The sequence below is a fragment of the Plantibacter sp. LMC-P-059a genome (assembly GCF_030209505.1).
Lineage (GTDB): Bacteria > Actinomycetota > Actinomycetes > Actinomycetales > Microbacteriaceae > Plantibacter.
This window is the reverse complement of the sequence record NZ_JARVRZ010000001.1, coordinates 140,002-162,278: the sequence shown is the minus strand read 5'-3', so window position 1 is coordinate 162,278 and position 22,277 is coordinate 140,002. Positions and strand designations below refer to the sequence as shown.

Here is a 22,277-nt window from a genome sequence, read left to right as displayed (position 1 = left end):
TTGCATCTCTCGCGGCGCTCCTTCGATCCCGGACGGCGGTTCCCGGGGCACGATGTCGGTGCGAAGCGGGATAATCGATGCGTGCCGGTATATCGAGACGAAGTGGTGGTGTTGCGGACCCACAAGCTCGGCGAGGCCGATCGCATCGTCACCATGCTCTCACGCACGAGGGGCAAGATCCGGGCGGTCGCCAAGGGTGTCCGTCGCACCGGGTCGAAGTTCGGCTCCCGCCTCGAGCCGTTCATGGTCGCCGACGTCCAGTTCTACGAGGGCCGTAGCCTCGACACCATCACCCAGGCCGAGTCGCTCGGCTCCTACGGGGCCGAGATCAGCGCCGACTACGGCAGCTACACCGCCGCGAGCGCGATGGTCGAGGCGGCCGACCGGCTGACGGAGTCGGAGGGCTCCCTCCAGCAGTACCTGCTCCTCGTCGGCGCGCTGCGCTCGCTCTCGAAGCACGAGCACGGTCCGCGGCTCACCCTCGACTCGTACCTGTTGCGCGCGTTCTCGCTCGCGGGGTGGGCACCGAGCTTCGGCGCCTGCTCACGTTGCGGCACGGAGGGCGACTACTCGCACGTGGTCGTGCAATTGGGCGGCGTCGTCTGCGACGACTGTGCGCCGTCGGGGAGCCCCCGGCTCGACGCCGAGACCCTCTCGCTCCTCGGTGCCCTGCTGTCGGGCGACTGGGAGTACGCGGAGGCGGCGGCCGAACAGACGGCTTCGCGGGCGAGCGGGTTCACCGCGGCCTACGCGCAATGGCATCTGGAGCGCGGGCTGCGGTCGCTCGCGCACCTCGAACAGGATCGGAGCCGCGGGTGACCCCGAAGCCCTACACCCACCGCGATGCGGTGCCCTTCAAACCGATCGACTGGACGGGGGAGTATCCGCCGGAGTTCAAGCGGGGCGAGGTGCCGGCGCACGTCGCCATCGTCATGGACGGCAACGGCCGGTGGGCGAATCGACGAGGGCTCACCAGGGTCGAGGGGCACAAGGCCGGCGAAGCCGCGCTCCTGGACGTCGTCGCCGGTGCACTGCAGCTCGGCATCAAGCACCTGTCGGTCTACGCGTTCTCGACCGAGAACTGGAAGCGCTCGCCCGACGAGGTCCGCTTCCTCATGGGGTTCAACCGTGAGGTGCTGCACCGCCGGCGCGACCAGCTCAACGAGTGGGGCGTCCGCGTCCGCTGGTCCGGCCGCCGACCACGCCTCTGGGCGTCGGTCATCAAGGAACTGCAGACGGCTGAGCAACTCACCCGCGACAACGACCGCCTGACCCTCACCATGTGCGTCAACTACGGCGGGCGCAACGAGATCGTCGACGCGGTGCGCACCATCGCCGACGACGTGGCCGCCGGGCGGCTCAAGCCGTCCGCGGTGTCGGAACGGCTCATCCAGAGTCGGCTGTACCTGCCCGACCTCCCCGACGTCGACCTCTTCGTGCGAAGCTCGGGGGAGCAGCGCACGAGCAACTTCCAGCTGTGGCAGTCCGCCTACGCGGAGATGGTCTTCCTCGACACCCTCTGGCCCGACTTCGGTCGGCGTCAGCTGTGGGACGCCGTGGAGCGGTACGCCGGACGCGATCGGCGCTTCGGCGGCGCACGAGACGTCCCCGACGCCGCCGAGTCGGCGGGGGAATGACCGGCGGTCCTCCGTGGTTGGCCCTGACATGAGCGAACCCATCAAGATCGACATCTGGTCCGACATCGCGTGCCCGTGGTGCTACATCGGCAAGCGCAAGTTCGAGCGCGGTTCGGCGGAGTTCGCGCAGCTCGGCGACGGACGCGAGGTGGAGGTCGAGTACCACTCCTTCGAGCTCGCACCCGACACCCCGGTCGACTTCGACGGGACGGAGATCGACTTCCTCGTCAAGCACAAGGGGATGCCGGCCGATCAGGTCCAGCAGATGCTCGATCGCGTGACGGGCATCGCCGCCGAGACCGGCCTCGCGTACGACTTCGGCATCCTCCAGCACACCAACACGGTGAAGGCGCACGAGCTGCTCCACTTCGCCAAGGCCGAGGGCAAGCAGCTGCAGATGACCGAGCGTCTCCTCAAGGCCTACTTCACCGAGGGCCGCCACGTCGGACGGGTCGAGGACCTCGCCGACCTCGCCGCCGAGGTGGGACTCGATCGTGCGGCCGTCGTGTCGGCGCTCGAGTCCGGTCGGTACACGCAGGCGGTCCGTGAGGACCAGGCGACCGCTCAGAGCTACGGCATCCAGGGTGTCCCGTTCTTCGTCATCGACGGTGCATACGGCGTCTCCGGTGCACAGGAGCCCGCAGCGTTCGCGCAGGTGCTCGAGCAGGTCTGGACGGAACGCGCGAGCACCGAGCCGGTGCAGGCATGACGTCCGAAGCCACCGCACCCGCCGAGCCGACGACGAGCACCCAGAGCGCGACGACCAGACCGCCGCTGCGGCTCCTCGGCGCGGACGCCGTCGTCTGCGAGGGCGACAGCTGCCTCGTCCCGACGGGCGCTGCGGCTCAGGACTGAGGGTCCTCCGGTTCCGTGAGGTCGGCCGTGACGGCCCCGATCGCGGCGAGGTAGGCCGCTGCGTCGACGAACGCGCTCCAACCGTGCTCGCCGGCCCCGATCGAGATTCTGCCGCCGCGGCTGAGGATCCGTTCGTCGGCGTAGACAGGCAGTGCGCTCGTCGCGCCGAGGACGGTGATCGTGCCGCGCTCGTAGCCGGTCGCGCGGAACGCCGTCTCCGCGTCGGGCATCGCGAGCTTGTTGACGCCCAGCAAGGTGCGGAAGGGCGGCCACGAGATCTTGCGCCCGCCTGGGACGAGCGCGAAGAGGTAGTCGCCGCTGCGACGCTTCACGACGATCGTCTTGACGATCTCGGCCGGGTCGATCCCGAGGAGTTCCGCAGCCTCGTGCAGACTGCGCGCGGGCGGGCGCTGGACCAGCTCGACGTCGATGCCGAGGGAGGCCGCCGCAGCCGCGACGCGTTCGCGGCCGACGGGTTCTGGAACGGCTGGCGTGGCGGCGTCTGACATGTGGTCCTCACTGGGCGCCGAAGCGCCGATCATCTGGGAGAATCGAGGGTGATGTCTCTTCCTACCACGCTCCCGCAGCGCCCGAGCCTCGCGATCGGGCCCATCGTGCTCGACTCGCCGGTCGTGCTCGCGCCCATGGCCGGGATCACCAACACCGCGTTCCGCCGCCTCTGCCGTGAGTACGGCGCCGGCTTGTACGTGAGCGAGATGATCACCTCCAGGGCGCTCGTCGAACGCACGCCCGAGACGATGCGGCTCATCCAGCACCACGAGAGCGAGACGCTGCGCTCGATCCAGTTGTACGGGGTGGACCCGAAGACGGTCGCCGAGGCCGTCACCATGCTCGTCGCCGAGGACCGGGCCGATCACATCGACCTCAACTTCGGCTGCCCGGTCCCGAAGGTGACCCGTAAGGGCGGTGGCGCGGCGTTGCCGTGGAAGACCGGTCTGTTCCGCGACATCGTCGAGGGCGCCGTGCGCGCCGCTGGTGACGTCCCGCTGACGATCAAGATGCGCAAGGGCATCGACTCCGACCACCTCACCTACCTCGAGGCCGGCCGGATCGCCGAGGGCGCCGGTGTCGCCTCGATCGCCCTGCACGCCAGGACGGCGGCCGAGTTCTACTCCGGGCACGCCGATTGGACGGCGATCACCAAGCTCAAGGAGACGGTCACCTCGGTGCCGGTGCTCGGGAACGGCGACATCTGGTCAGGCGAGGGCGCCCTCAGGATGGTCGACGAGACCGGCTGCGACGGCGTCGTCGTGGGCCGTGGCTGCCTCGGGCGCCCCTGGCTCTTCGGCGACCTCAGCTCGGCGTTCGCCGGCGAGGGCACGAAGGCGGAGCCGTCCCTCGGCGACGTCGCTGCCGCGTTCCGGCGTCATGCCGAACTGCTGGCCGAGTTCTTCGAGAGCGAGGAACGCGGGTGCCGCGACATCCGCAAGCACGTCGCGTGGTACTTCAAGGGCTACCCCGTCGGTGGCGACCTGCGGGCCAGTCTCGCCACGGTGGAGTCACTCGAGCAGCTCGACGAGCTCCTGGCGACCCTCGACTGGACGGCTCCATACCCGGGCGCCGCCGCCGAGGGGCAGCGCGGACGAGCCGGCACGCCGAAACGACCGGCGTTGCCCTACGGCTGGCTCGACTCGCAGTCGCTCGGCGCCGACGAGCAGACCGAGATCGCGGGCGCGGAACTGGACCACAGTGGCGGATAGCACCACCGAGCAGGGGAGAACGTCCATGGACCAGGACGGCTACACCCTGCACGACGAAGAGCGCTGGCTCCCCGAGCACCACTCCACCCGACGCTCCGACTTCGCCCGCGACCGGGCGCGTCTGCTGCACTCGAGCGCGCTCCGCCGTCTGGCGGCGAAGACCCAGGTCCTCAGCCCGACGAGCGGCGTGGACTTCGCGCGCAACCGCCTGACGCACTCCCTCGAGGTGGCGCAGGTCGGGCGTGAGCTCGCGGCCAGTCTCGACCTCGCTCCGGACGTCGTCGACACGGCGTGCCTCGCACACGACCTCGGCCACCCGCCCTTCGGCCACAACGGCGAGCGGGCGCTGAACGACTGGTCGGCGGGCATCGGCGGTTTCGAGGGCAACGCGCAGACCCTGCGCATCCTCACCCGCCTCGAGTCCAAGGTCTTCGGGCCGGACGGGGAGCCGTACGGGCTGAACCTCACCCGCGCGAGCCTCGACGCCAGCTGCAAGTACCCGTGGCCGGCGGCGCAGTCGATCCCGGACCCGGGGGGCCGCGCCAAGTTCGGGTTCTTCGACGAGGACTCGGCGGCCTTCCGATGGTTGCGTGCCGGAGCCCCCGAGCGGGTCCGGTGCGTCGAGGCCCAGGTCATGGACCTCGCCGACGACATCGCCTACTCCGTGCACGACTTCGAGGACGCCGTCGTGGGGGAGTACATCGACCCGGCCTTCCTGAACGCGCGCGCCGGTCACGACGGCCTCATCGGCACCGCGCTCTCGTGGGCGGGAGACGACTTCACCCACGACGACCTCGCCGCGGCCTTCGACCGGCTGCAGTCGTCGCACACCTGGATCACGGCGTGGGACGGTTCCCGTCGGGATCTGGGGCGTCTGAAGAACTTCACCAGCCAGATGATCGGCCGGTTCGCCGGTGCGGCGACGGCGGCGACCAGGGAGGCCTTCCCGCAGGCCAGCCTCGTGCGATTCGGCGCGGACGTGGTGGTGCCGCACGGCATCCAGGCGGAGATCGCCCTGCTCAAGGGGATCGTCGCGGCGTTCGTGATGTACAGCGACTCGCGTCAACCGCTCTACGTGCGGCAGCGGGAGATCCTCGTCGAGCTCTCCGACGCGGTGTACGCGTCGGGGGAGTCGGCACTGGACGTGGGGTTCGCCGCCGACTGGCGTGCAGCCGGATCGGACGACGAGCGCCGACGCGTCGTCGTCGACCAGATCGCGAGCTTGACGGACCAGAGCGCGCTGTCCTGGCACGAGCGTCACACCGGCGCCTGACCCCGCTCCCCACCGCCCCCGGTGACCGCCTCCGTCAGGAGACCGTCGTCAGGGAGGGACCAGAGACGCACGAGACTAGGATCGAAGCATGGCCGGACGGATTCGACAGAGCGATGTTGAAGAGGTCAAAGCCCGCACGAACATCGGCGATGTCGTCGGTGACTACGTCTCGCTGAAGTCCGCCGGTGTCGGCTCGCTGAAGGGGCTCTGCCCCTTCCACGACGAGCGCAGCCCGAGCTTCCACGTGCGCCCGACGGTCGGCCTATACCACTGCTTCGGCTGCGGCGAGAGCGGCGACGTCTACAGCTTCCTGCAGAAGATGGACCACGTGACGTTCGCGGAGTCGGTGGAGCGGCTCGCGCAACGGATCGGCTACCCACTCAGCTACGAGGAAGGCGGCGGCAAGGTCGACCACGGCAACCGCGCCAGGCTGTTCGCGGCCAACCAGGCGGCGGCCGAGTTCTTCCAACAACAGCTCCACGACGGCGACGCGGACCTCGGGCGCCGGTTCCTCGGGGAACGCGGGTTCGACGCGGCCGCGGCCGACCACTTCGGCATCGGCTTCGCTCCCGCAGGCTGGGACCACCTGATGAAGGCCATGCGTGCGCGCGGGTTCACCGACGAGGAGATGCTCGCCGCCGGACTCGTGTCGAGCGGCGACCGGGGCGCGTACGACCGGTTCCGTGGCCGGCTGATCTGGCCCATCCGCGACACGACCGGCCAGGTGCTCGGATTCGGCGCGCGACGCCTCCGCGAGGACGACAAGGGCCCGAAGTATCTGAACACCCCCGAGACCGCGATCTACCACAAGGCCCAGGTCCTGTACGGGCTCGACCTCGCCAAGCGCGACATCTCCCGGGGCAAGCGCGTGGTCGTCGTCGAGGGCTACACCGATGTGATGGCGTGCCACCTGGCCGGTGAGACGACCGCGGTGGCGACCTGTGGGACCTCCTTCGGCGTCGATCACATCAAGATGATCCGACGGGTGATGGGGGACGACTCGGCGACCGGCGAGGTCATCTTCACCTTCGACCCGGACGAGGCTGGCCAGAAGGCGGCCATCCGCGCGTTCGGCGAGGAGAAACGGTTCGCGGCCCAGACGTACGTCGCGGTGTCCGCGGACGGGCTGGACCCGTGCGACCTCCGGCTCAACCGCGGCGACGGCGCCATCCGGAAGCTCGTCGACGGACGCGAGCCCATGTTCGAGTTCATCATCCGGCGCACGCTCGCCGGGTTCGACCTCGAGACGGTCGAAGGTCGCGTCGGTGCCCTCCGTGCGGCCGCACCGGTCGTCGCCGACATCCGCGACCCCTCGCTTAGGCCCGGGTACACGCGCGTGCTCGCGAAGCAGCTCGGCATGGAGCTCGACGAGGTGGCGCGCGCGGTGCGAGGGGCGGTGGGCAACGCCTCGTCGGCCTCGCGCGACGCCAGGCAGCAGGGTCCGGGCGATCCCGCTGCAGCGCCGCCGCGTGAGCGTCAGGCATCGCTCGCCGATCTGCCGAAAGACCCGTCGACGCGCCTCGAACAGGACGCGCTCCGGGCCATCCTGCAGTTGCCGCAGCACCTCGAGCGACCCATGCTCGAGCGGGCCGTGCAGAGCTCCGTCGCCAACAGTTCCCTGGCCGTGGTCCGCGATGCGATGAGCGTGAGTCTCGACCAGCTCGGCTCGAACGCCTGGCTCGAGACCGTCATCGCCCAGGTCCCGCCGGGCTTCGACGGCTTGGTGCGCGAACTCGGCGTGTCCCCGCTCCCCGAGACGAACGAGGAGAAACTCCCGAGCTACGTCCGCGACATCGCTCGGGCGCTGATCGACCGCGATCTGCTCGGACAGAAGGCCGCGCTGCTCGGTTCGCTCCGACGCACCGACCCGCGCGACGAGGCCCACCGCGAGATCACCCGGCGGCTCGCGGCCGTCGAGGCGGAGCGTCGGGCGTTGCGCGCCGAAGCCTGACCCGGGGTTCAGCCGTCGAGCGTGGCACGTGGACGCGATGGGATGGCCGGATACACTCGATGGCGATCCGGTGGCGCCCCGTGCACCGGCAGGAGAGGTCTCATGAAGCACCCAGAGCAGGACGGACCGGCTGTCCGGACGAGTGATCTGAGCGTCGACTACGCAGCCCACGGCGTCAGCCCGAGCAATCGGGCACTGGACGGCATCAGCTTCGAACTGCCCGTCGGCGGGTCCCTCGGGGTGATCGGCAGTTCGGGTTCAGGGAAGAGCACGCTGCTCCGGGTCCTCTCCGGTCGGCACCTCACCGGTGGAGACTCGCGCCCGTTCGTCTCCGGCGGAGATGCGACGACCCTCGGCCGGTCGATGCGCAAGGTCGGACGCCGCGAGCTCACGAAGCTCACCTTCGAGGTCTCGCTGCTCGAGCAGGAGGCGGGCGCTCACCTGAAGCCCGAGCTCACCGTCACGGAACTCATCTCCGAGCCCGTCCTCGCGCGCGACAAGAAGTTCAGCGAGCAGGCGCTCGGGGTCCGGGTGGCCACGCTCCTGGACGCCGTACAGATGCCGCTCTCGAGTCTCGACAAGTACCCGTACGAGCTGAGCGGCGGGCAGCGCCAGCGGATCGCGATCGCGCGGGCGCTCGTGCTCGGCCCGCGACTCTTCATCGCCGACGAACCCACCGCCGGCATCGACATCACCGTGCGACACACGGTGACCGAGTTGCTCAACGGCTTCCGGCAGGACGGCGGCACCGTCATCGTCGTGACGCACGACCTCGCCATGCTGCGGGAGCTCACGGACGACGTGCTCGCGCTGCACCAGTCGCGGGTGGTGGGCTACGGACCGATCGACGCCATGCTCGCCGATCCGCCGCACGATTTCCTCGCTGCGCTCGCCCAGTCGGGCGGCACCGAGACCCAGTACGAGACTCCCGAGGCCGTCGGCATCGATTGATCGCGTGTCGATTTGGAGTCTACGAATCCTTTGCTACAGTAGATACGCGCTGCAACGCAGGGGCCGGAATCCCCGGCCAGTCGGAGCTCGTATTCCTCGATAGCTCAATTGGCAGAGCAATCGACTGTTAATCGATAGGTTGTTGGTTCGAGTCCAACTCGAGGAGCTGCACTGCATCCCCCGGTCCGTCAGGACCGGGGGATGCGTCGTTGTGGGCGGTTTCACGAATCCGCTCCGACGCCGTACACTTGAAAACGAGGCCCGAAGACTCCACTCTTCGGGCCTCGTTGCATGCCCGGGGGGTGTCGTCGGAAGCGCCAGGCCCCGGGAAGAGCCCGTGCCGCCGGAGGAACCCCGCTCAGCCCTCGAGGTCGTCGCGTCCCGGGAGCCAGGTGATGCCGGGCACGCCCCAACCGGACTTCCGGATGGCCTTCGCCGCGCGCCGCGAGTGCGGGAGCTCCAGCCGGTCGACGTAGAGGATCCCGTTGAGGTGGTCGAACTCATGCTGCAGGATGCGTGCGCGCCACCCGACGACGCGCAACTCGACCGGCTCGCCCTCCAGGTCGGTGCCGATGAGCATCGCCGCCTCCGACCGTCTGAGCGGGTGGCGCTCGCCCGGAACCGAGAGGCACCCCTCCGATTCCTCCTCCTCGTCGAGTTCACCGATCGGTGGGGGACTGATCCACAGCACCGGGTTGATCGCCACGCCACGCCAGGGGAGGCCGTCGTCGTCCTCGTAGCTGTAGACGAAGAGCCGCAGTGGCACGCCGACCTGCGGCGCTGCGAGCCCCACCCCGGGTGCCAGATCCATCGTCTCGTACATGTCGGAGACGAGCTGACGCAGCTCGTCGTCCACGGCGATGACCGGCCGGGCGGCGGTGTGGAGAACCGGGTCGCCGGTCACGCAGATCTCGAGAATTGCCATTGCTCGAGCCTATCCGCTGGGCTCGGCCAGCCGCGCCGGGATCGGCGGAACGACGGGGTAACCTCGACGCGTGTTCTCTTCCGCCATCGACATCGCCGACCTCGCGGACGACTTCACCCGCAACCCCTCCCAGTTGCTCGGCATCCCCTTCGCCCTCTTGGGAGCCGTCTTCCTCTCCCTCGGCGCGCAGCTCCAGCACCGGGGCGTCGCCAAGGTCGAGTCGTCGAGCGGCACCGACGCCACCTCCGGTCTCAACCTGGCCCAGCTCCTCGCGCTCCTCGGCCGACCCTCGTGGGTGACCGGGACCGTCATGCTCGGGCTCGCGATCGTGCTGCAGCTCGGGAGCCTGTCGCTCGCACCGATCACGCTCGTCCAACCGCTCGGGGCGGTCGCCCTCGTGATCACGGCGGTCGTCAACAGCCGCATCAGCGGGGTGCGGCTGAACCGCCGCTCCGTGGTCGCGATCGTCGCCTGCGTCGGCGGTGTCGGACTGTTCGTCACCATCGCGGCGATCTTCACCGGCGAGCATCGGATCACGGAGTCCGAACTCATCACTATCCTCGTCATGCTGGGCGTGGTGTTGCTCGCCTTCGGTCTCGGCTTCGTGCTGTTCCGCACCCGCTTCACCGCCATCTTCTACATCGTCGGGACCGGCGTGCTCTACGGGTTCGTCGCGACCCTCGCGAAGGTCATCATCGGCCGCCTGCAGCAGGGCGAGTTCGACTGGCTCACAGTCCTCTGCGGGCTGGGCCTCGCCGCAGCCAGTGCGCTCGGCGGGTACTTCGTGCAGACCGCGTACTCCTCGGGCCCGCCCGACCTCGTCATCGCCGGGCTCACCGTGATCGACCCGATGATCGCCGTGGGCATCGGCATCATCGTGTTGGGGGAGGCGAGCAACGCCCCGTTCTGGGCCGGGTTCGGCTTCGTCGTGGCCGGCGCGATCGCCGTCTGGGGCGTGTTCCAGCTGGCCCGCCACCACCCGCAGGTCAGCCAGACGCCGGCCGCGGCAGCCGCAGCGAAGGCGCTCGCGACCGGCGACGCGCCAGCCTGAGCCCCGGAGGCGGAACAGGCGGCAGGTATGCTGGGCCATGGCGTTCCGCGCCGCAACCGGGTCGTGAGCACCGCCCGCGCCCCGCACACCACTGGCCAAGCACAGAGGAATCACCGACACCTTGACTTCTCCAGACGACCAGCACCTCGTGACGACGTCCGACGCGACGACGCCCTCCGACACCCGGCGGCCGTTGAAGGTCGTCATCGGAGCCGACACCTTCTCGCCCGACGTCAACGGCGCGGCACGCTTCGCCGAGCGGCTCGCCGCCGGTCTCGTCCGCCGTGGGCACGACGTCCACATCGTCGCCCCCGCCGGTTCGCGCCGGTTCGGCACGTGGAAGGAGACCCACGAGGGTCAGACGATGACCGCGCACCGGCTCTTCAGCCTCCGCTGGTACCCGCACGACTGGCTGCGCTTCGCGATGCCGTGGACCTCGCGACGGAACGCCCGGAAGATCCTCGACCGGGTGAAGCCGGACGTGGTGCACCTGCAGTCGCACGTCGTCGTGGGTCGCGGCCTGTCGATCGAGGCGGAACAGCGCGGGATCCGCATGGTGGCGACCAACCACATCATGCCCGACAACATCCTCGACTTCACCGTCATCCCCGAGCGCACCCAGGAGTGGCTCATCCGCACGCAGTGGGCTGCCGCTCGTCGCGTGTTCGACCGTGCCTTCGCAGTGACGACGCCGACCCGCAAGGCGGCCGACTTCCTCGAACAGTTCAGCGGGCTCACCGGGGTGCACGCGATCTCCTGCGGCATCGAGGCGGGGCAGTACACGCCGTCGTTCGAACCGCGAAAGCGCAACACCATCCTCTTCGTCGGCCGTATCACGAGCGAGAAGCAGATCGACGTGCTCCTTCGGGCGCTCACGAAGATCCCGAAGGAACTCGACGCCTTCGTCGACGTGATCGGCGGCGGTGACCAGGCGAAGAACCTCGAGCAGCTGACGCAGCAGCTCGGTCTCGGCGATCGCGTCCGGTTCCTCGGCAAGGTGTCCGACGACGACGTGAAGCGCGCGTACACCAACGCGACGGTCTTCGCGATGCCGTCCATCGCGGAGCTGCAGAGCATCGCGACGATGGAGGCCATGGCTTCCGGCTTGCCCGTCGTCGCGGCGGACGCGATGGCGCTGCCGCACCTCGTGCACGACCAGGTCAACGGTTACCTGTTCGAGCCCGGTAACGTCGACCAGCTGGCGGAGCGACTGACGACGGTACTTCGTGCATCGGACGAGGAGTACCGCCGGATGCAGGACGCCTCGCTCGAGCTCGTCTCCGCACACGACATCGAACGCACCCTCGACACCTTCGAGGCCCTGTACCGCGGTGAGCAGATCGTCGATCCCACCACCGAGCGTCACACCGCCGGCGCCGAGCGCGAAGACGCCCAGGACTGAAGCCCGCCGCCCCGGTCTCTCGGTACACTGGGTTCCGCACGGGGCGGTAGCCAAGCTGGTGAAGGCATTCGGCTCATAACCGAACGATGCGTGGGTTCAAGTCCCACCCGCCCTACCGTGAATCGGTCGCTGAGCGCTGCTCGGTCCGGGGTCTGTCGGAGGGTGCCCTTCGACAGGCTCAGGGACCGTGGGAATGCGCTCGAGGGCCGGGGAGGATGAGTTCGAGGACCAGGTCCAAGCGGCTCAGGGTCTGAGGACGAGGGCGGCGGCACCGATCAGGGGACCGTCGGCGTCGAGTCCGGACCGGACGACGCGGAGGTTCCGGGCATAGTCGTGCAGTGCCGACGCGGTCGCCGACGCCTGGACGAGGTCGAGGTAGTCGGGGGAGACGCGGGAGAACCCGCCGCCGACGGCGACGCGCTCCAGGTCGAGCAGCGTGGTGATGCTGCAGAGCGCTTCGCCCACCGCTTCCGCCGAGCGGCGGATCGCCCGGACCGCGATGTCCGATCCCGCGGCCGCGTCGGCGCCGAGCTCCTCACCGGTCGATCCGGTCCACCCTTGGGCGCGCGCCCAAGCGACCGTCGCCGTGCCGGACGCGATGCCTTCGAGTGTCCACGGTGCGCCGGTCGCATCCGGCTCCCGACGACGGAGCTGCATCTGGCCGAGGTGCCCGGCGTTGCCGGAGGCACCGGCGATGAGCCGCGATCCGAGGATGATCCCACCTCCGATGCCGGTCGAGACCACGATGCCCATGCCGTTCTCGGTGCCGCGGAGGGCGCCCTGCCAGTGCTCGGCCAGGGCGATGCAGGTGCCGTCGAGGCGGAGCTCCACCGCGCCGGTCGTGAATCGGCGAACGGCCTCGACCACCCGGAAGGCCGCCAGCCGCGGCAGGTTGATCGGCGAGATGGTGCCGTCGGTCGTGCCGATCGGCCCCGCGGAGCCGATGCCGATCCCGGACACGGATCCTCCGTGCGCGGCCACGCTCTGCCCAGCGGTCGCGATGATCGTCGCCTCGAGGTCTGCGCGTGTCGCGAGTGGACCGGTCGCCCCACGGAACCGGGTGCCAGGCACGATCCGGCCGTCGGTGTCGACCACCGCCGCTTCGACCTTTGTCCCGCCGATGTCGATCGCGAGGGCCTCGTGCATCACCGCTCCATCCTGGTCCGGCGCGCGCCGACTCCGCTCCGGAACCAGCGTACTGGGAACGACACGCTTGTCATTTCTCCAGGTCTTGGGGCATAATGCTCGTATCGGCGAGAGCCGAACAACTGCATACACGGAGGTCCGGTCCGCCGGACACCGACACGGATCACACTGCATGGGTCGTTGGGGAAGACGCACCCGGACGCAGTGGAGGAACCATGTCGACACCGATGACGAAGGGTGTGCTGTTCGTGCACTCGTCGCCTCGCGCGCTCTGCCCGCACCTCGAATGGGCGGCAGGTCGCGCTCTTGGTCGTGCCATCAGCTTCGACTGGGAAGATCAGCCGATCCTCCGTGGAGCCCAGCGCGCCGAGGTCTTCTGGGAGGGCCCGCACGGAACCGGTGCCGCTCTCGCATCCGCGCTGCGCGGCTGGGAGCACCTCCGCTACGAGGTGAGTGAAGACCCCGCCCAAGGCTTCGACGGCGCGCGCTGGATGCACACCCCCGATCTCGGCATCTTCTACGCGCAGACCGACAGCATCGGCAACGTGGTCGTGCCGGAGGACCGCATCCGCTACGCGATGGAGGTCGCGTCGGGGAACGCATCGGAATTGCAGCGGGAGCTCCGCGTCGCCCTCGGCCAGCCGTGGGACGACGAACTCGAGCCCTTCCGCCACGCCGGCGACGGATCCTCCGTCATCTGGCTGCACAACGTGGGCTGAACCGGCCCACCTGCGCGGCGACGCCGCGCAGACAATTCAACACTGACGACAGGGTGTCCCCGTGGCGTGGACCGTGCGAGGTCGGTGATCCGTCCCGGCAGACACGAGGTGACGAAACGAGGCACCCTGCTCACGGAACGACGGAGGGCCGTGGTGCAGTGCACCACGGCCCTTCGTCGTCGTCGGCTAGTAGCTCCGGAAGGCGACGACGGCGTTGTGCCCGCCGAAGCCGAAGGAGTTGCTGATCGCCAGGAGGTCACCCGAGCCGAGTTCGCGCGGAGACGTCACGACGTCGAGCGGGATCTCCGGGTCCTGGTTGTCGAGGTTGATGGTCGGCGGGATGACCCGGTGGTGCAGGGCCAGGGCCGTGTACGCCGCCTCGATCGCGCCGGCACCGCCGAGCAGGTGTCCGGTGGAGGCCTTGGTGGCGGTCACGGCGATCTGGTCGAGTTGGGCTCCGAAGACGCGACGGAGCGCGTTGTACTCGGCGATGTCGCCGACCGGCGTGCTCGTGGCGTGCGCGTTGACGTGCACCACCTCGTCGAGCGACGCTCCACCGTTCTCCACGGCGGCGCGCATCGCGCGGGCAGCAGCGGACCCCTCGGGGTCGGGAGCGGTGATGTGGTACGCGTCGCTCGTGACCGCCCCGCCGAGGAGCTCGGCGTAGATGCGGGCACCACGGGCCTTGGCGTGCTCCTCGGTCTCGACGATGAGGGCGGCTGCGCCCTCGCCGAGGACGAAGCCGTCGCGGTCGACGTCGTAGGGACGCGAGGCGATGGCGGGGTCGTCGTTCCGCTTCGACAGCGCCTGCATGGCGGCGAAGGAGGCGAGGGGGAGCGGGTGGATCGCTGCCTCGGACCCGCCGGCGACGACGATGTCCGCCAGGCCGGCCTGGAGGTGGTCGTAGGCGTTGGCCAGGGACTCGGTGCTGGAGGCGCAGGCCGAGACGACGGTCCGCTCTCCGCCGCGGGCGCCGAGGTCCATGCCGATCGCTGCCGCCGGGCCGTTCGGCATGAGCATCGGGACCGTCATCGGGAGGACCCGGCGCGGGCCCTTCTCGCGCAGGGTGTCCCAGGCGTCGAGGAGCGTCCAGACGCCACCGATGCCGGTGGCCCAGTCGACGAGGAGTCGCTCGGGGTCGACCTCGGGCGCTCCGGCGTCCTGCCAGGCCTCGCGAGCGGCGATGAGCGCGAACTGGCTCGACGGGTCGAGTCGCTTGACCTCGCGGCGGTCGAGGACGTCCGCGGTGGGGACGGCGGCCTGCGCGGCGAAGCGCACCGGCAGTTCGAGTTCCTCGGCCCACGGCTGCTCGAGACGGCTCGCACCGCTCTTGCCTGCGAGGAGGTTGTCCCAGGAGTCGGTGGCGTTGCCACCGAGCGGGGTGGTGGCACCGATGCCGGTGATGACGATGCGTTTGGTGGTCATTGAGTCAAACCTTCTGTGGAGATGACGAGGGGATCCCGAACCCTGCGGCGGTCGAGTCCGTGTTCGGACGGAGCAGCCGTCTCGAACGCTGAAGGGCCGGTCGGCCAGATGCCGGCCGACCCTTCAGCACTGCGCTGGGACTAGCCCTGAGCCTTGACGATGAAGTCGACGGCGTCGCCGACGGTCTTCAGGTTCTTGACTTCTTCGTCCGGGATCTTCACGTCGAACTTCTCCTCCGCGTTGACGACGATGGTCATCATGGAGATCGAGTCGATGTCGAGGTCGTCGGTGAAGGACTTGTCCAGCTCGACGGTGTCGGTCGCGATGCCGGTCTCGTCGTTGATGAGCTCGGCCAGGCCGGCGAGGACTTCTTCGGTGGACAATGCCATTGTTCTACTCCTTGGGTGAGGTTTGACCGTAGTCGAGTGTAGTCGCGTCGGGCGTCCTGCTACGGCAGGACGACGACCTGGGCGCCGAAGACGAGTCCGGCTCCGAACCCGATCTGCAGGGCGAGACCGCCACTGAGCTCGGGGTGGCCCTGGAGGAGCCGGTGGGTGGCGAGGGGGATGGACGCCGCCGAGGTGTTGCCGGTGGTCTCGATGTCGCGGGCGATGACGACGCTCTCCGGCAGCTTCAGCTGCTTGGCGAACTCGTCGACGATGCGCATGTTGGCTTGGTGGGGGATGAATGCCGACAGGTCGGACGCCTCGACACCGGCGACCTCAAGCGCCTGCTTGGCGACCTTGGCCATCTCCCAGACCGCCCAGCGGAAGACCGTCTGGCCCTCCTGTCGCAGCGTCGGCCAGGCGGCGGTGCCGTCGCGGAACTCGGTGAGGGTGCCGCTCATGCCGACCGCATCGGCCTTCGAGCCGTCGGAACCCCACACCGTGGGGGAGATGCCGGGGAAGTCGCTCGGGCCGACGACCGCGGCACCCGCGCCGTCACCGAGGAGGAACGAGATGGAGCGGTCGGTCGGGTCGACGATGTCGGAGAGCTTCTCTGCACCGATGACGAGCGCGTAGTGCGCCGCCCCCGAGCGGATGAGAGCGTCGGCCTGGGCGATCGCGTAGGCGTAGCCGGCGCAGGCGGCGTTGAGATCGTAGGCCGCGGCCGGGTTCGCACCGACGCGGTCGGCGACGACTGCGGCCATCGACGGGGACTGCTGCACGTTGCTGATCGTCGCGATGAGGACGAGGTCGATCTGCTCTGGCGCGATGCCGGCTGCCTGGATCGCTTCGGCGCCGGCTTCGGCGGCGAGGTCGACGGCGCTGACATCGGCCGAGGCCCGGGTGCGGGTGACGATGCCGGTGCGCTGCTGGATCCACTCGTCGGAGGAGTTGATCGGACCGACGAGGTCGTCGTTCGGGACGCTGAGGTCGCCGCGGGCGGCGCCGAGACCGAGGATCCGGGTGAACTCGGGACCGCGCGACTGCTTGAGGGTGGGGGTGGTCATTGCTGGTTCTCCGTCTGCGCTACTGCTGGGCGATGAGGTCGAGGGCTGCCGGCAGGTCGTCGGGAGTCTTGATGGCGACGGTCGGCACGCCCTTGAGGCCGCGACGTGCGAGTCCGGTGAGCGCCCCGGCGGGGGCGAGCTCGACGAGTCCGGTGATCCCTGCGGCGCTGAACGCGTCCATGCACAGGTCCCAGCGTACCGGGGAGGCGACCTGGCCGATGAGGAGGTCGAAGAACGCGGCACCCGAGGTGACCTCGGAACCGTCGTGGTTCGTCCAGATCCGCAGCGACGGGTCCTGTGGTTCGACCGTGCGGCTCGCGCCGGCCAGCCAGTCGCGGGCCGACTGCATGTAGCTCGTGTGGAACGCCCCGGCGACCTGCAGGGGGATCACCCGGGTGCCCTTGAGCGGTTCGTCGGCGAGGCGTGCCAGTGCGTCGTGGGCCCCGGCCACGACGATCTGGCCACCACCGTTGTAGTTGGCCGGCTCGAGGCCGAAGGAACGGACGTGCTGGACGACCGCGTCCTGGTCGCCACCCAGCACCGCGCTCATACCCGTGGGCGTGATCGCTGCGGCTTCGGCCATGGCGACGGCGCGCTCGCTCACGAAGCTCATGGCGTCGCTGTCGGACAGGATGCCAGCGCCGTAGGCCGCGGTGATCTCGCCGACGGAGTGACCGGCGATGCCGCCGAACGGTGCCGCGTCTGCGGGGAGTGCCTTGCGGAGCGCGTCGAGCGCGACGATGCCGGCGGAGACGATGAGCGGCTGCGCGACGGCGGTGTCACGGATGGTGTCGGCGTCGGAGACGGTGCCGTGCTTGACGAGGTCGAGTCCGGCTTCGTCGGAGAAGCGGCCGAGCGCTTCCCTCGCGGAGGCGTCCTGCAACCAGGGGTCGAGGAAGCCGGGGGTCTGGGAGCCCTGTCCAGGGCAGGCGATGACGATCACCGGTCCAGTCTGCCAATGGAACGAGCCTCAGCAGTGGAGCAACGCCACGAACCTTTCGGGAAAGTGTTGTGCTTGTTCCACAATAGGCCTGCTGTCGAGGTCTGCTGGATCAGGAGGACAGGCGGCGGCGGGACGGTTCCGGTTCGGCGATGGCGCCGAGGATGAGCGCCGCCTGGAGGATCAGCGACTCGCGCGCACCGGTGGCGTCCCAGCCGATGACCTCGGATACGCGCTTCAGGCGGTACCGGACGGTGTTCGGGTGCACGAACAGCTCCCGCGCGGTGGCCTCGAGCGAGCGACCGTTGTCGAGGTAGCACCAGAGCGTCGTCACCAGCTCGCCGGAGTAGTCCTTCAGCGGACGGTAGACCCGCTCGATGAGCGTGGTCTTCGCGAGGTTGTCACCCGCCAGCGCCCGTTCGGGAAGCAGATCATCGGCCGAGACCGGACGTGGTGCGTGACGCCAGGACTTCGCGACGGCGAACCCGGCGAGGGCTGCCTTCGCGCTGCGCGACGCTTCGATGAGCGACGGCACGGCGTGTCCGAGGACGAGGTGACCCGGCCCGAACCCGTGCTCGAGTCTGGCGGCGATGTCGAGGAAGCTGAGCTGGGCGCTCGCGCGTGCGTCGGCCGCGGCCTGTTCCGCTTCGTCGATCGGCTCGGCGTCACCGGCGTCGGTGCTCGGGAGCTCGGCCCGCCCGAGGACGAGGACGAGGCGATTGCCCTGCACGCCGATGAGGACGTCAGCGTCGAGATGCCGGGCGGTGCGTCGGAGCATGTCGACGTCGAGGACCCGCGGTGTGGTCCCGACGAGGACACAGGCCTCGCCATGGCCGTGCCAGCCCAGGGCGGCGATCCGGCTCGGAAGTTCGTCGTCGGCTTCGCCACTCAGGATGGAGTCGACCACGAGGGCCTCGAGGCGCGCGTCCCAGAGTCCGCGGGCTTCGGCCGCGCGGGCGTAGACGTCGGCCGACGCGAACGCGATGTCGCGGGAGTAGAGGAGGATCGCCTCGCGGAGGTCGACGCTGCCGGAGGCGACGCGCTCCTCGACGACCTCGACGGTGACCTTGATGAGTTGCAGGGTCTGCTGCAGGCTGACGGATCGGAGCAGCTCGCGAGGAGCTGCTCCGAACACGTCGGCGGCGATCCACGGGGTCGACCGAGGATCGTCGAACCACGAGATGAACGAACTGATGCCCGCCTGAGCCACCAGGCCGACCGCAGAGCGGCGGCCCGGTGGCATCTCGGCGTACCAGGGAAGGGTGTCCTCGAGGCGTTTCAGCGTCGCGGTCGCGAGCTCACCCGAGATCCGGCGGAGCCAGTCGAGTGTCTCGGCCTTCGTCTTGGTCTTCGTCACCGTGGTAGCGATGGAATCAGCTCTCGCCACCCGCGTTGCCGGTGTTGCCGGCGTTCACGTCGTGGAGGCGGTAGCGGTCGATCGCCTGCTGCGGGAGGCTCGCATCGACCTCGCCCCGAGCAGCGAGCTGCTGGAGGGTCCGGACGACGAGCGACGGGCCGTCGATCTTGAAGAATCGACGGGCAGCTGCACGCGTGTCGGAGAAGCCGAAGTCGTCGGCACCGAGCGTCGCGAAGTCACCCGGGACGAACTGACGGATCTGGTCCGGCACGGCGTGCATGTGGTCGGTCACGGCCACGAACGGACCGGACGCGCCCTCGAGCTTGCTCGTGACGTACGGCACGCGACGCTCCTCCTGCGGGTGCAGGAAGTTGTGCTGATCGGCCGCGAGACCGTCACGACGGAGCTCGGTCCAGCTCGTGACGCTCCAGACGTCGGCAGAGACGCCCCAGTCGTCGGCGAGCAGCTGCTGCGCCTCGATCGCCCACGGCACCGCGACACCGGACGCCATGAGCTGAGCCTTGGGGCCCTGCTTGTCGCTGGTGCTGATGCGGTGGATGCCGCGCACGATGCCGTCGACGTCCACACCCTCGGGCTCGACGGGCATGATCATCGGCTCGTTGTAGACGGTCAGGTAGTACATGACGTTCGGGTCCTGGTGCTCGCCGCCGTACATGCGCTCGAGACCACTGCGCACGATGTGCGCGATCTCGTAGCCGTAGGCCGGGTCGTAGCTGACGACCGCGGGGTTCGACGACGACAGCAGCAGCGAGTGGCCGTCGGCGTGCTGCAGGCCTTCACCGGTGAGGGTGGTGCGGCCGGCGGTGGCGCCGATCATGAACCCACGGGTCATCTGGTCGCCCGCCGCCCAGATGGCGTCGGCGGTGCGCTGGAATCCGAACATCGAGTAGAAGACGTAGACCGGGATGAGCGGCTCGCCCTGCACCGAGTACGAGGTGCCGATCGCGGAGAAGGCCGCGACCGCGCCCGCCTCGTTGATGCCGACGTGGACGATCTGACCCTGCGGGCTCTCCTTGTAGGCGAGCAGCAGTTCGCGGTCCACCGAGGTGTAGTGCTGACCGTTCGGGTTGTAGATCTTCGCGCTCGGGAAGAACGCGTCCATGCCGAAGGTGCGGGCCTCGTCGGGGATGATCGGGACGATGCGGTTGCCGAAGTCCTTCGCGCGGAGCAGGTCCTTCAGCAGTCGGACGAACGCCATGGTGGTGGCGATCTCCTGCGTACCGGAACCCTTCTTCGCCGCCTTGTAGGCGGAGTCGTCGGGCAGGTTCAGCTGCGTGTACTTGCTGCGACGCTCCGGCACGTAGCCGCCGAGCGCGCGACGACGCTCGTGCAGGTACTGGATCGCCTCGTCGTCCTCGCCCGGGTGGTAGTACGGCGGGAGGTAGGGGTTCTCCTCGAGCTGCGAGTCCGTGATCGGGATGCGCATCGTGTCCCTGAAGGTCTTCAGGTTGTCGAGCGTCATCTTCTTCATCTGGTGGGTCGCGTTGCGGCCCTCGAAGCTCGGGCCGAGGCCGTAGCCCTTGATCGTGTGCGCGAGGATGACCGTCGGCTGGCCCTTGTGCTCGCTGGCCGCCTTGAACGCCGCGTAGACCTTGCGGTAGTCGTGGCCACCGCGCTTGAGGTTCCAGACCTCGTCGTCGCTGTAGCCCTCGACGAGCTTCAGGGCACGCTCGTCGCGGCCGAAGAAGTTCTCGCGGACGTAGGCGCCGTCTTCCGTCTTGTACGTCTGGAAGTCGCCGTCGGGCGTGACGTTCATGAGGTTGAGCAGTGCGCCGTCGGTGTCGCGGTTGAGGAGGTCGTCCCACTCGCGGCCCCAGATGACCTTGATGACGTTCCAGCCGGCACCGCGGAAGAAGCTCTCGAGCTCCTGGATGATCTTGCCGTTACCGCGGACCGGGCCGTCGAGGCGCTGCAGGTTGCAGTTGATGACGAAGTTGAGGTTGTCGAGACCCTCGTTCGCGGCGACCTGGAGCTGACCGCGGCTCTCGACCTCGTCCATCTCGCCGTCGCCGAGGAACGCCCAGACCTGCTGGTCGCTCGCGTCCTTGATGCCACGGTTCGTGACGTACTTGGCGAGGTGCGCCTGGTAGATCGCGTTGATCGGACCGAGACCCATCGACACCGTCGGGAACTGCCAGAAGTCAGGCATGAGCCGCGGGTGCGGGTAGGAGGAGAGTCCGTGCGGCGCGTGCGACTTCTCCTGGCGGAAGCCGTCGAGCTGGTCGGTGCTGAGGCGTCCTTCGAGGAAGGCGCGGGCGTAGGTGCCGGGGGAGGCGTGGCCCTGGATGTAGATCTGGTCGCCACCGCCCGGGGCGTCCTGGCCGCGGAAGAAGTGGTTGAAGCCGACCTCGTACAGCGCCGCGGAGGACGCGTAGGTGGAGATGTGTCCGCCGACACCGATGCCGGGGCGCTGCGCGCGGTGCACGGTCATGGCCGCGTTCCAGCGGATCCAGGCACGGTACCGGCGTTCGATGTCCTCGTCGCCCGGGAAGTCGGGCTCGTTCTCCGAGGCGATGGTGTTGATGTAGTCGGTGGTCGGCACCATCGGCACGCCGAGGTGCAGCTCCTTCGAGCGCTTGAGGAGGCTCAGCATGATGTCGCGGCCGCGACCGCGGCCACGTTCGTCGACGAGGGCGTCGAGGGACTCATTCCACTCGGACGTCTCCTCAGGATCGGCGTCTACGTGGTTGGACGAGTATGGATCCTGGTCGTGAACAGTCACCGTCGACCTTTCTCTCGTGGCAGATCGTGCCTGGGTTGTGATGGTGAACTCCATGCGTCCTGATGGGTATGGACGCGGGCGCCACCTTTCACCCTATCCGGTCACCCCAGGGAACGGTGACCGAGCGCAGCAGGGCTCCGGGTTTGCCCAGCTGCGGTGCGGGGCTAGGATGTGTGACCGGATCGGACCCGTCCACCGCTCGGGCGATCCGGAGCAGGCGCACCCGCCTGAAAGGACCCTCATGGCACTCGAGAACGACACCCTGGCACCCGACTTCGAACTGGCGAACCAGTTCGGTGAACTCGTCAGGTTGAGTCAGTTCCGAGGCCAGTCCGCCGTCGCACTCGTCTTCTTCCCGCTGGCGTTCTCCGGGACGTGCACGGGGGAGTTGTGCGAACTGCGCGACAACCTGAGCCTCTTCACCGACGACCAGGTGACGCTCGTCGGAATCTCCGTCGACTCGAAGCACACCCTGCGGGCCTGGGCCGAGCAGGAGCAGTACGGCTTCCAGCTGCTGGCCGATTTCTGGCCGCATGGTCAGGTCGCCAAGGAGTACGGCGTCTTCCTGCAGGAGAAGGGCTTCGCGAACCGGGCGACGTTCCTCATCGACCAGCAGGGCATCATCCGTGAGAGTTTCATCACCGCGCCTGGCGAGGCCCGTTCGCTCGCCGCCTATCGCGCCGCGCTCGAAGAGCTGCGGCAGCCGGCCTGAGCCGCGGCCCGCTGAG

At 69.0% G+C, this 22,277-nt stretch carries 21 protein-coding genes and 2 tRNA genes; 14 read left to right on the top strand and 9 right to left on the bottom strand.

The window, feature by feature from the left end:
- Positions 1-81: 81 nt before the first annotated feature.
- From recO to QRN27_RS00765, 4 genes are read left to right on the top strand one after another with little or no spacing between them, the layout of a single operon-like run.
- A complete protein-coding gene (recO, locus tag QRN27_RS00780) occupies positions 82-819 on the top strand; it encodes a DNA repair protein RecO (protein WP_194669825.1) in 738 nt (245 codons plus the stop codon).
- Positions 816-1,637 carry an isoprenyl transferase gene (locus tag QRN27_RS00775; protein ID WP_285040334.1) on the top strand — a complete coding sequence of 274 codons (822 nt, stop codon included), beginning with the start codon at positions 816-818 and terminating at the stop codon, positions 1,635-1,637. The genes recO and QRN27_RS00775 overlap by 4 nt, the downstream gene beginning before the upstream one ends.
- A 28-nt stretch (positions 1,638-1,665) precedes the next feature.
- Positions 1,666-2,346, top strand: coding sequence for a DsbA family oxidoreductase (locus tag QRN27_RS00770; RefSeq protein WP_285040332.1), 681 nt, complete (start codon positions 1,666-1,668; stop codon positions 2,344-2,346).
- Positions 2,343-2,492 carry a hypothetical protein gene (locus QRN27_RS00765; protein WP_285040330.1) on the top strand — a complete coding sequence of 50 codons (150 nt, stop codon included), beginning with the start codon at positions 2,343-2,345 and terminating at the stop codon, positions 2,490-2,492. The genes QRN27_RS00770 and QRN27_RS00765 overlap by 4 nt, the downstream gene beginning before the upstream one ends.
- On the opposite strand, the gene QRN27_RS00760 is transcribed toward QRN27_RS00765, so the two are convergent.
- On the bottom strand, positions 2,483-3,001 hold the full coding sequence (locus QRN27_RS00760; protein ID WP_285040328.1) for an aminoacyl-tRNA deacylase: 519 nt from the start codon (positions 2,999-3,001) through the stop codon (positions 2,483-2,485). The two genes, QRN27_RS00765 and QRN27_RS00760, sit on opposite strands and share 10 nt — an antisense overlap.
- Before the next feature lie 51 nt (positions 3,002-3,052).
- Here QRN27_RS00760 and dusB point away from each other — a divergent pair, with 51 nt between their 5' ends.
- The 5 genes from dusB to QRN27_RS00735 all read left to right on the top strand — a co-directional run bounded on the left by dusB (position 3,053) and on the right by QRN27_RS00735 (position 8,554).
- Positions 3,053-4,213, top strand: a complete 1,161-nt coding sequence (dusB, locus tag QRN27_RS00755; RefSeq protein ID WP_285040326.1) for a tRNA dihydrouridine synthase DusB — start codon at positions 3,053-3,055, stop codon at positions 4,211-4,213.
- 25 nt (positions 4,214-4,238) lie between these two features.
- On the top strand, positions 4,239-5,486 hold the full coding sequence (locus tag QRN27_RS00750; protein ID WP_285040324.1) for a deoxyguanosinetriphosphate triphosphohydrolase: 1,248 nt from the start codon (positions 4,239-4,241) through the stop codon (positions 5,484-5,486).
- Positions 5,487-5,574: 88 nt separating this feature from the next.
- Positions 5,575-7,437, top strand: coding sequence for a DNA primase (dnaG, locus tag QRN27_RS00745; RefSeq protein WP_285040323.1), 1,863 nt, complete (start codon positions 5,575-5,577; stop codon positions 7,435-7,437).
- A gap of 102 nt (positions 7,438-7,539) precedes the next feature.
- The gene (locus QRN27_RS00740) at positions 7,540-8,388 is read left to right on the top strand and encodes an ATP-binding cassette domain-containing protein (protein ID WP_056777873.1); all 849 of its coding nucleotides are present in this window, start codon (positions 7,540-7,542) and stop codon (positions 8,386-8,388) included.
- A gap of 93 nt (positions 8,389-8,481) precedes the next feature.
- Positions 8,482-8,554 (top strand) — tRNA-Asn (locus tag QRN27_RS00735).
- Positions 8,555-8,746: 192 nt separating this feature from the next.
- Here the strand turns inward: QRN27_RS00735 and def are convergent.
- Positions 8,747-9,313 (bottom strand): peptide deformylase, encoded by a 567-nt coding sequence (def, locus tag QRN27_RS00730; RefSeq protein WP_285040321.1) that lies wholly within the window; start codon positions 9,311-9,313, stop codon positions 8,747-8,749.
- A gap of 70 nt (positions 9,314-9,383) precedes the next feature.
- Here def and QRN27_RS00725 point away from each other — a divergent pair, with 70 nt between their 5' ends.
- From QRN27_RS00725 to QRN27_RS00715, 3 genes are all read left to right on the top strand, one after another.
- Positions 9,384-10,364 (top strand): DMT family transporter, encoded by a 981-nt coding sequence (locus tag QRN27_RS00725; RefSeq protein WP_285040319.1) that lies wholly within the window; start codon positions 9,384-9,386, stop codon positions 10,362-10,364.
- Between the two features lie 121 nt (positions 10,365-10,485).
- Positions 10,486-11,766 carry a glycosyltransferase gene (locus tag QRN27_RS00720; RefSeq protein WP_502929454.1) on the top strand — a complete coding sequence of 427 codons (1,281 nt, stop codon included), beginning with the start codon at positions 10,486-10,488 and terminating at the stop codon, positions 11,764-11,766.
- 40 nt (positions 11,767-11,806) lie between these two features.
- Positions 11,807-11,881 (top strand) — tRNA-Ile (locus QRN27_RS00715).
- Between the two features lie 128 nt (positions 11,882-12,009).
- Here QRN27_RS00715 and QRN27_RS00710 read toward each other — a convergent pair.
- On the bottom strand, positions 12,010-12,912 hold the full coding sequence (locus QRN27_RS00710; RefSeq protein ID WP_285040728.1) for an ROK family protein: 903 nt from the start codon (positions 12,910-12,912) through the stop codon (positions 12,010-12,012).
- A 215-nt stretch (positions 12,913-13,127) separates the two neighbouring features.
- Between QRN27_RS00710 and QRN27_RS00705 the strand changes: the two genes are divergently transcribed.
- Positions 13,128-13,631: a DUF3145 domain-containing protein gene (locus QRN27_RS00705; protein WP_194669835.1), complete on the top strand. Its 504-nt coding sequence runs from the start codon at positions 13,128-13,130 to the stop codon at positions 13,629-13,631.
- A 186-nt stretch (positions 13,632-13,817) separates the two neighbouring features.
- Here the strand turns inward: QRN27_RS00705 and QRN27_RS00700 are convergent, their stop codons facing one another.
- The 6 genes from QRN27_RS00700 to aceE form a co-directional block, all read right to left on the bottom strand.
- On the bottom strand, positions 13,818-15,056 hold the full coding sequence (locus QRN27_RS00700) for a beta-ketoacyl-[acyl-carrier-protein] synthase family protein (protein WP_056006459.1): 1,239 nt from the start codon (positions 15,054-15,056) through the stop codon (positions 13,818-13,820).
- A gap of 140 nt (positions 15,057-15,196) precedes the next feature.
- A complete protein-coding gene (locus QRN27_RS00695; protein ID WP_056006457.1) occupies positions 15,197-15,445 on the bottom strand; it encodes an acyl carrier protein in 249 nt (82 codons plus the stop codon).
- A 59-nt stretch (positions 15,446-15,504) separates the two neighbouring features.
- The gene (locus QRN27_RS00690) at positions 15,505-16,509 is read right to left on the bottom strand and encodes a beta-ketoacyl-ACP synthase III (RefSeq protein WP_285040316.1); all 1,005 of its coding nucleotides are present in this window, start codon (positions 16,507-16,509) and stop codon (positions 15,505-15,507) included.
- 19 nt (positions 16,510-16,528) lie between these two features.
- Complete coding sequence (locus QRN27_RS00685) at positions 16,529-17,452, bottom strand: ACP S-malonyltransferase (RefSeq protein ID WP_285040314.1); 924 nt, start codon at positions 17,450-17,452, stop codon at positions 16,529-16,531.
- A 109-nt stretch (positions 17,453-17,561) separates the two neighbouring features.
- The gene (locus QRN27_RS00680) at positions 17,562-18,806 is read right to left on the bottom strand and encodes a PucR family transcriptional regulator (protein WP_200921016.1); all 1,245 of its coding nucleotides are present in this window, start codon (positions 18,804-18,806) and stop codon (positions 17,562-17,564) included.
- A gap of 16 nt (positions 18,807-18,822) precedes the next feature.
- A complete protein-coding gene (gene aceE, locus QRN27_RS00675; protein WP_285040312.1) occupies positions 18,823-21,549 on the bottom strand; it encodes a pyruvate dehydrogenase (acetyl-transferring), homodimeric type in 2,727 nt (908 codons plus the stop codon).
- Positions 21,550-21,790: 241 nt separating this feature from the next.
- Between aceE and QRN27_RS00670 the strand changes: the two genes are divergently transcribed.
- Positions 21,791-22,261, top strand: a complete 471-nt coding sequence (locus tag QRN27_RS00670; protein WP_056006442.1) for a peroxiredoxin — start codon at positions 21,791-21,793, stop codon at positions 22,259-22,261.
- The last annotated feature ends 16 nt before the right edge of the window (positions 22,262-22,277 follow it).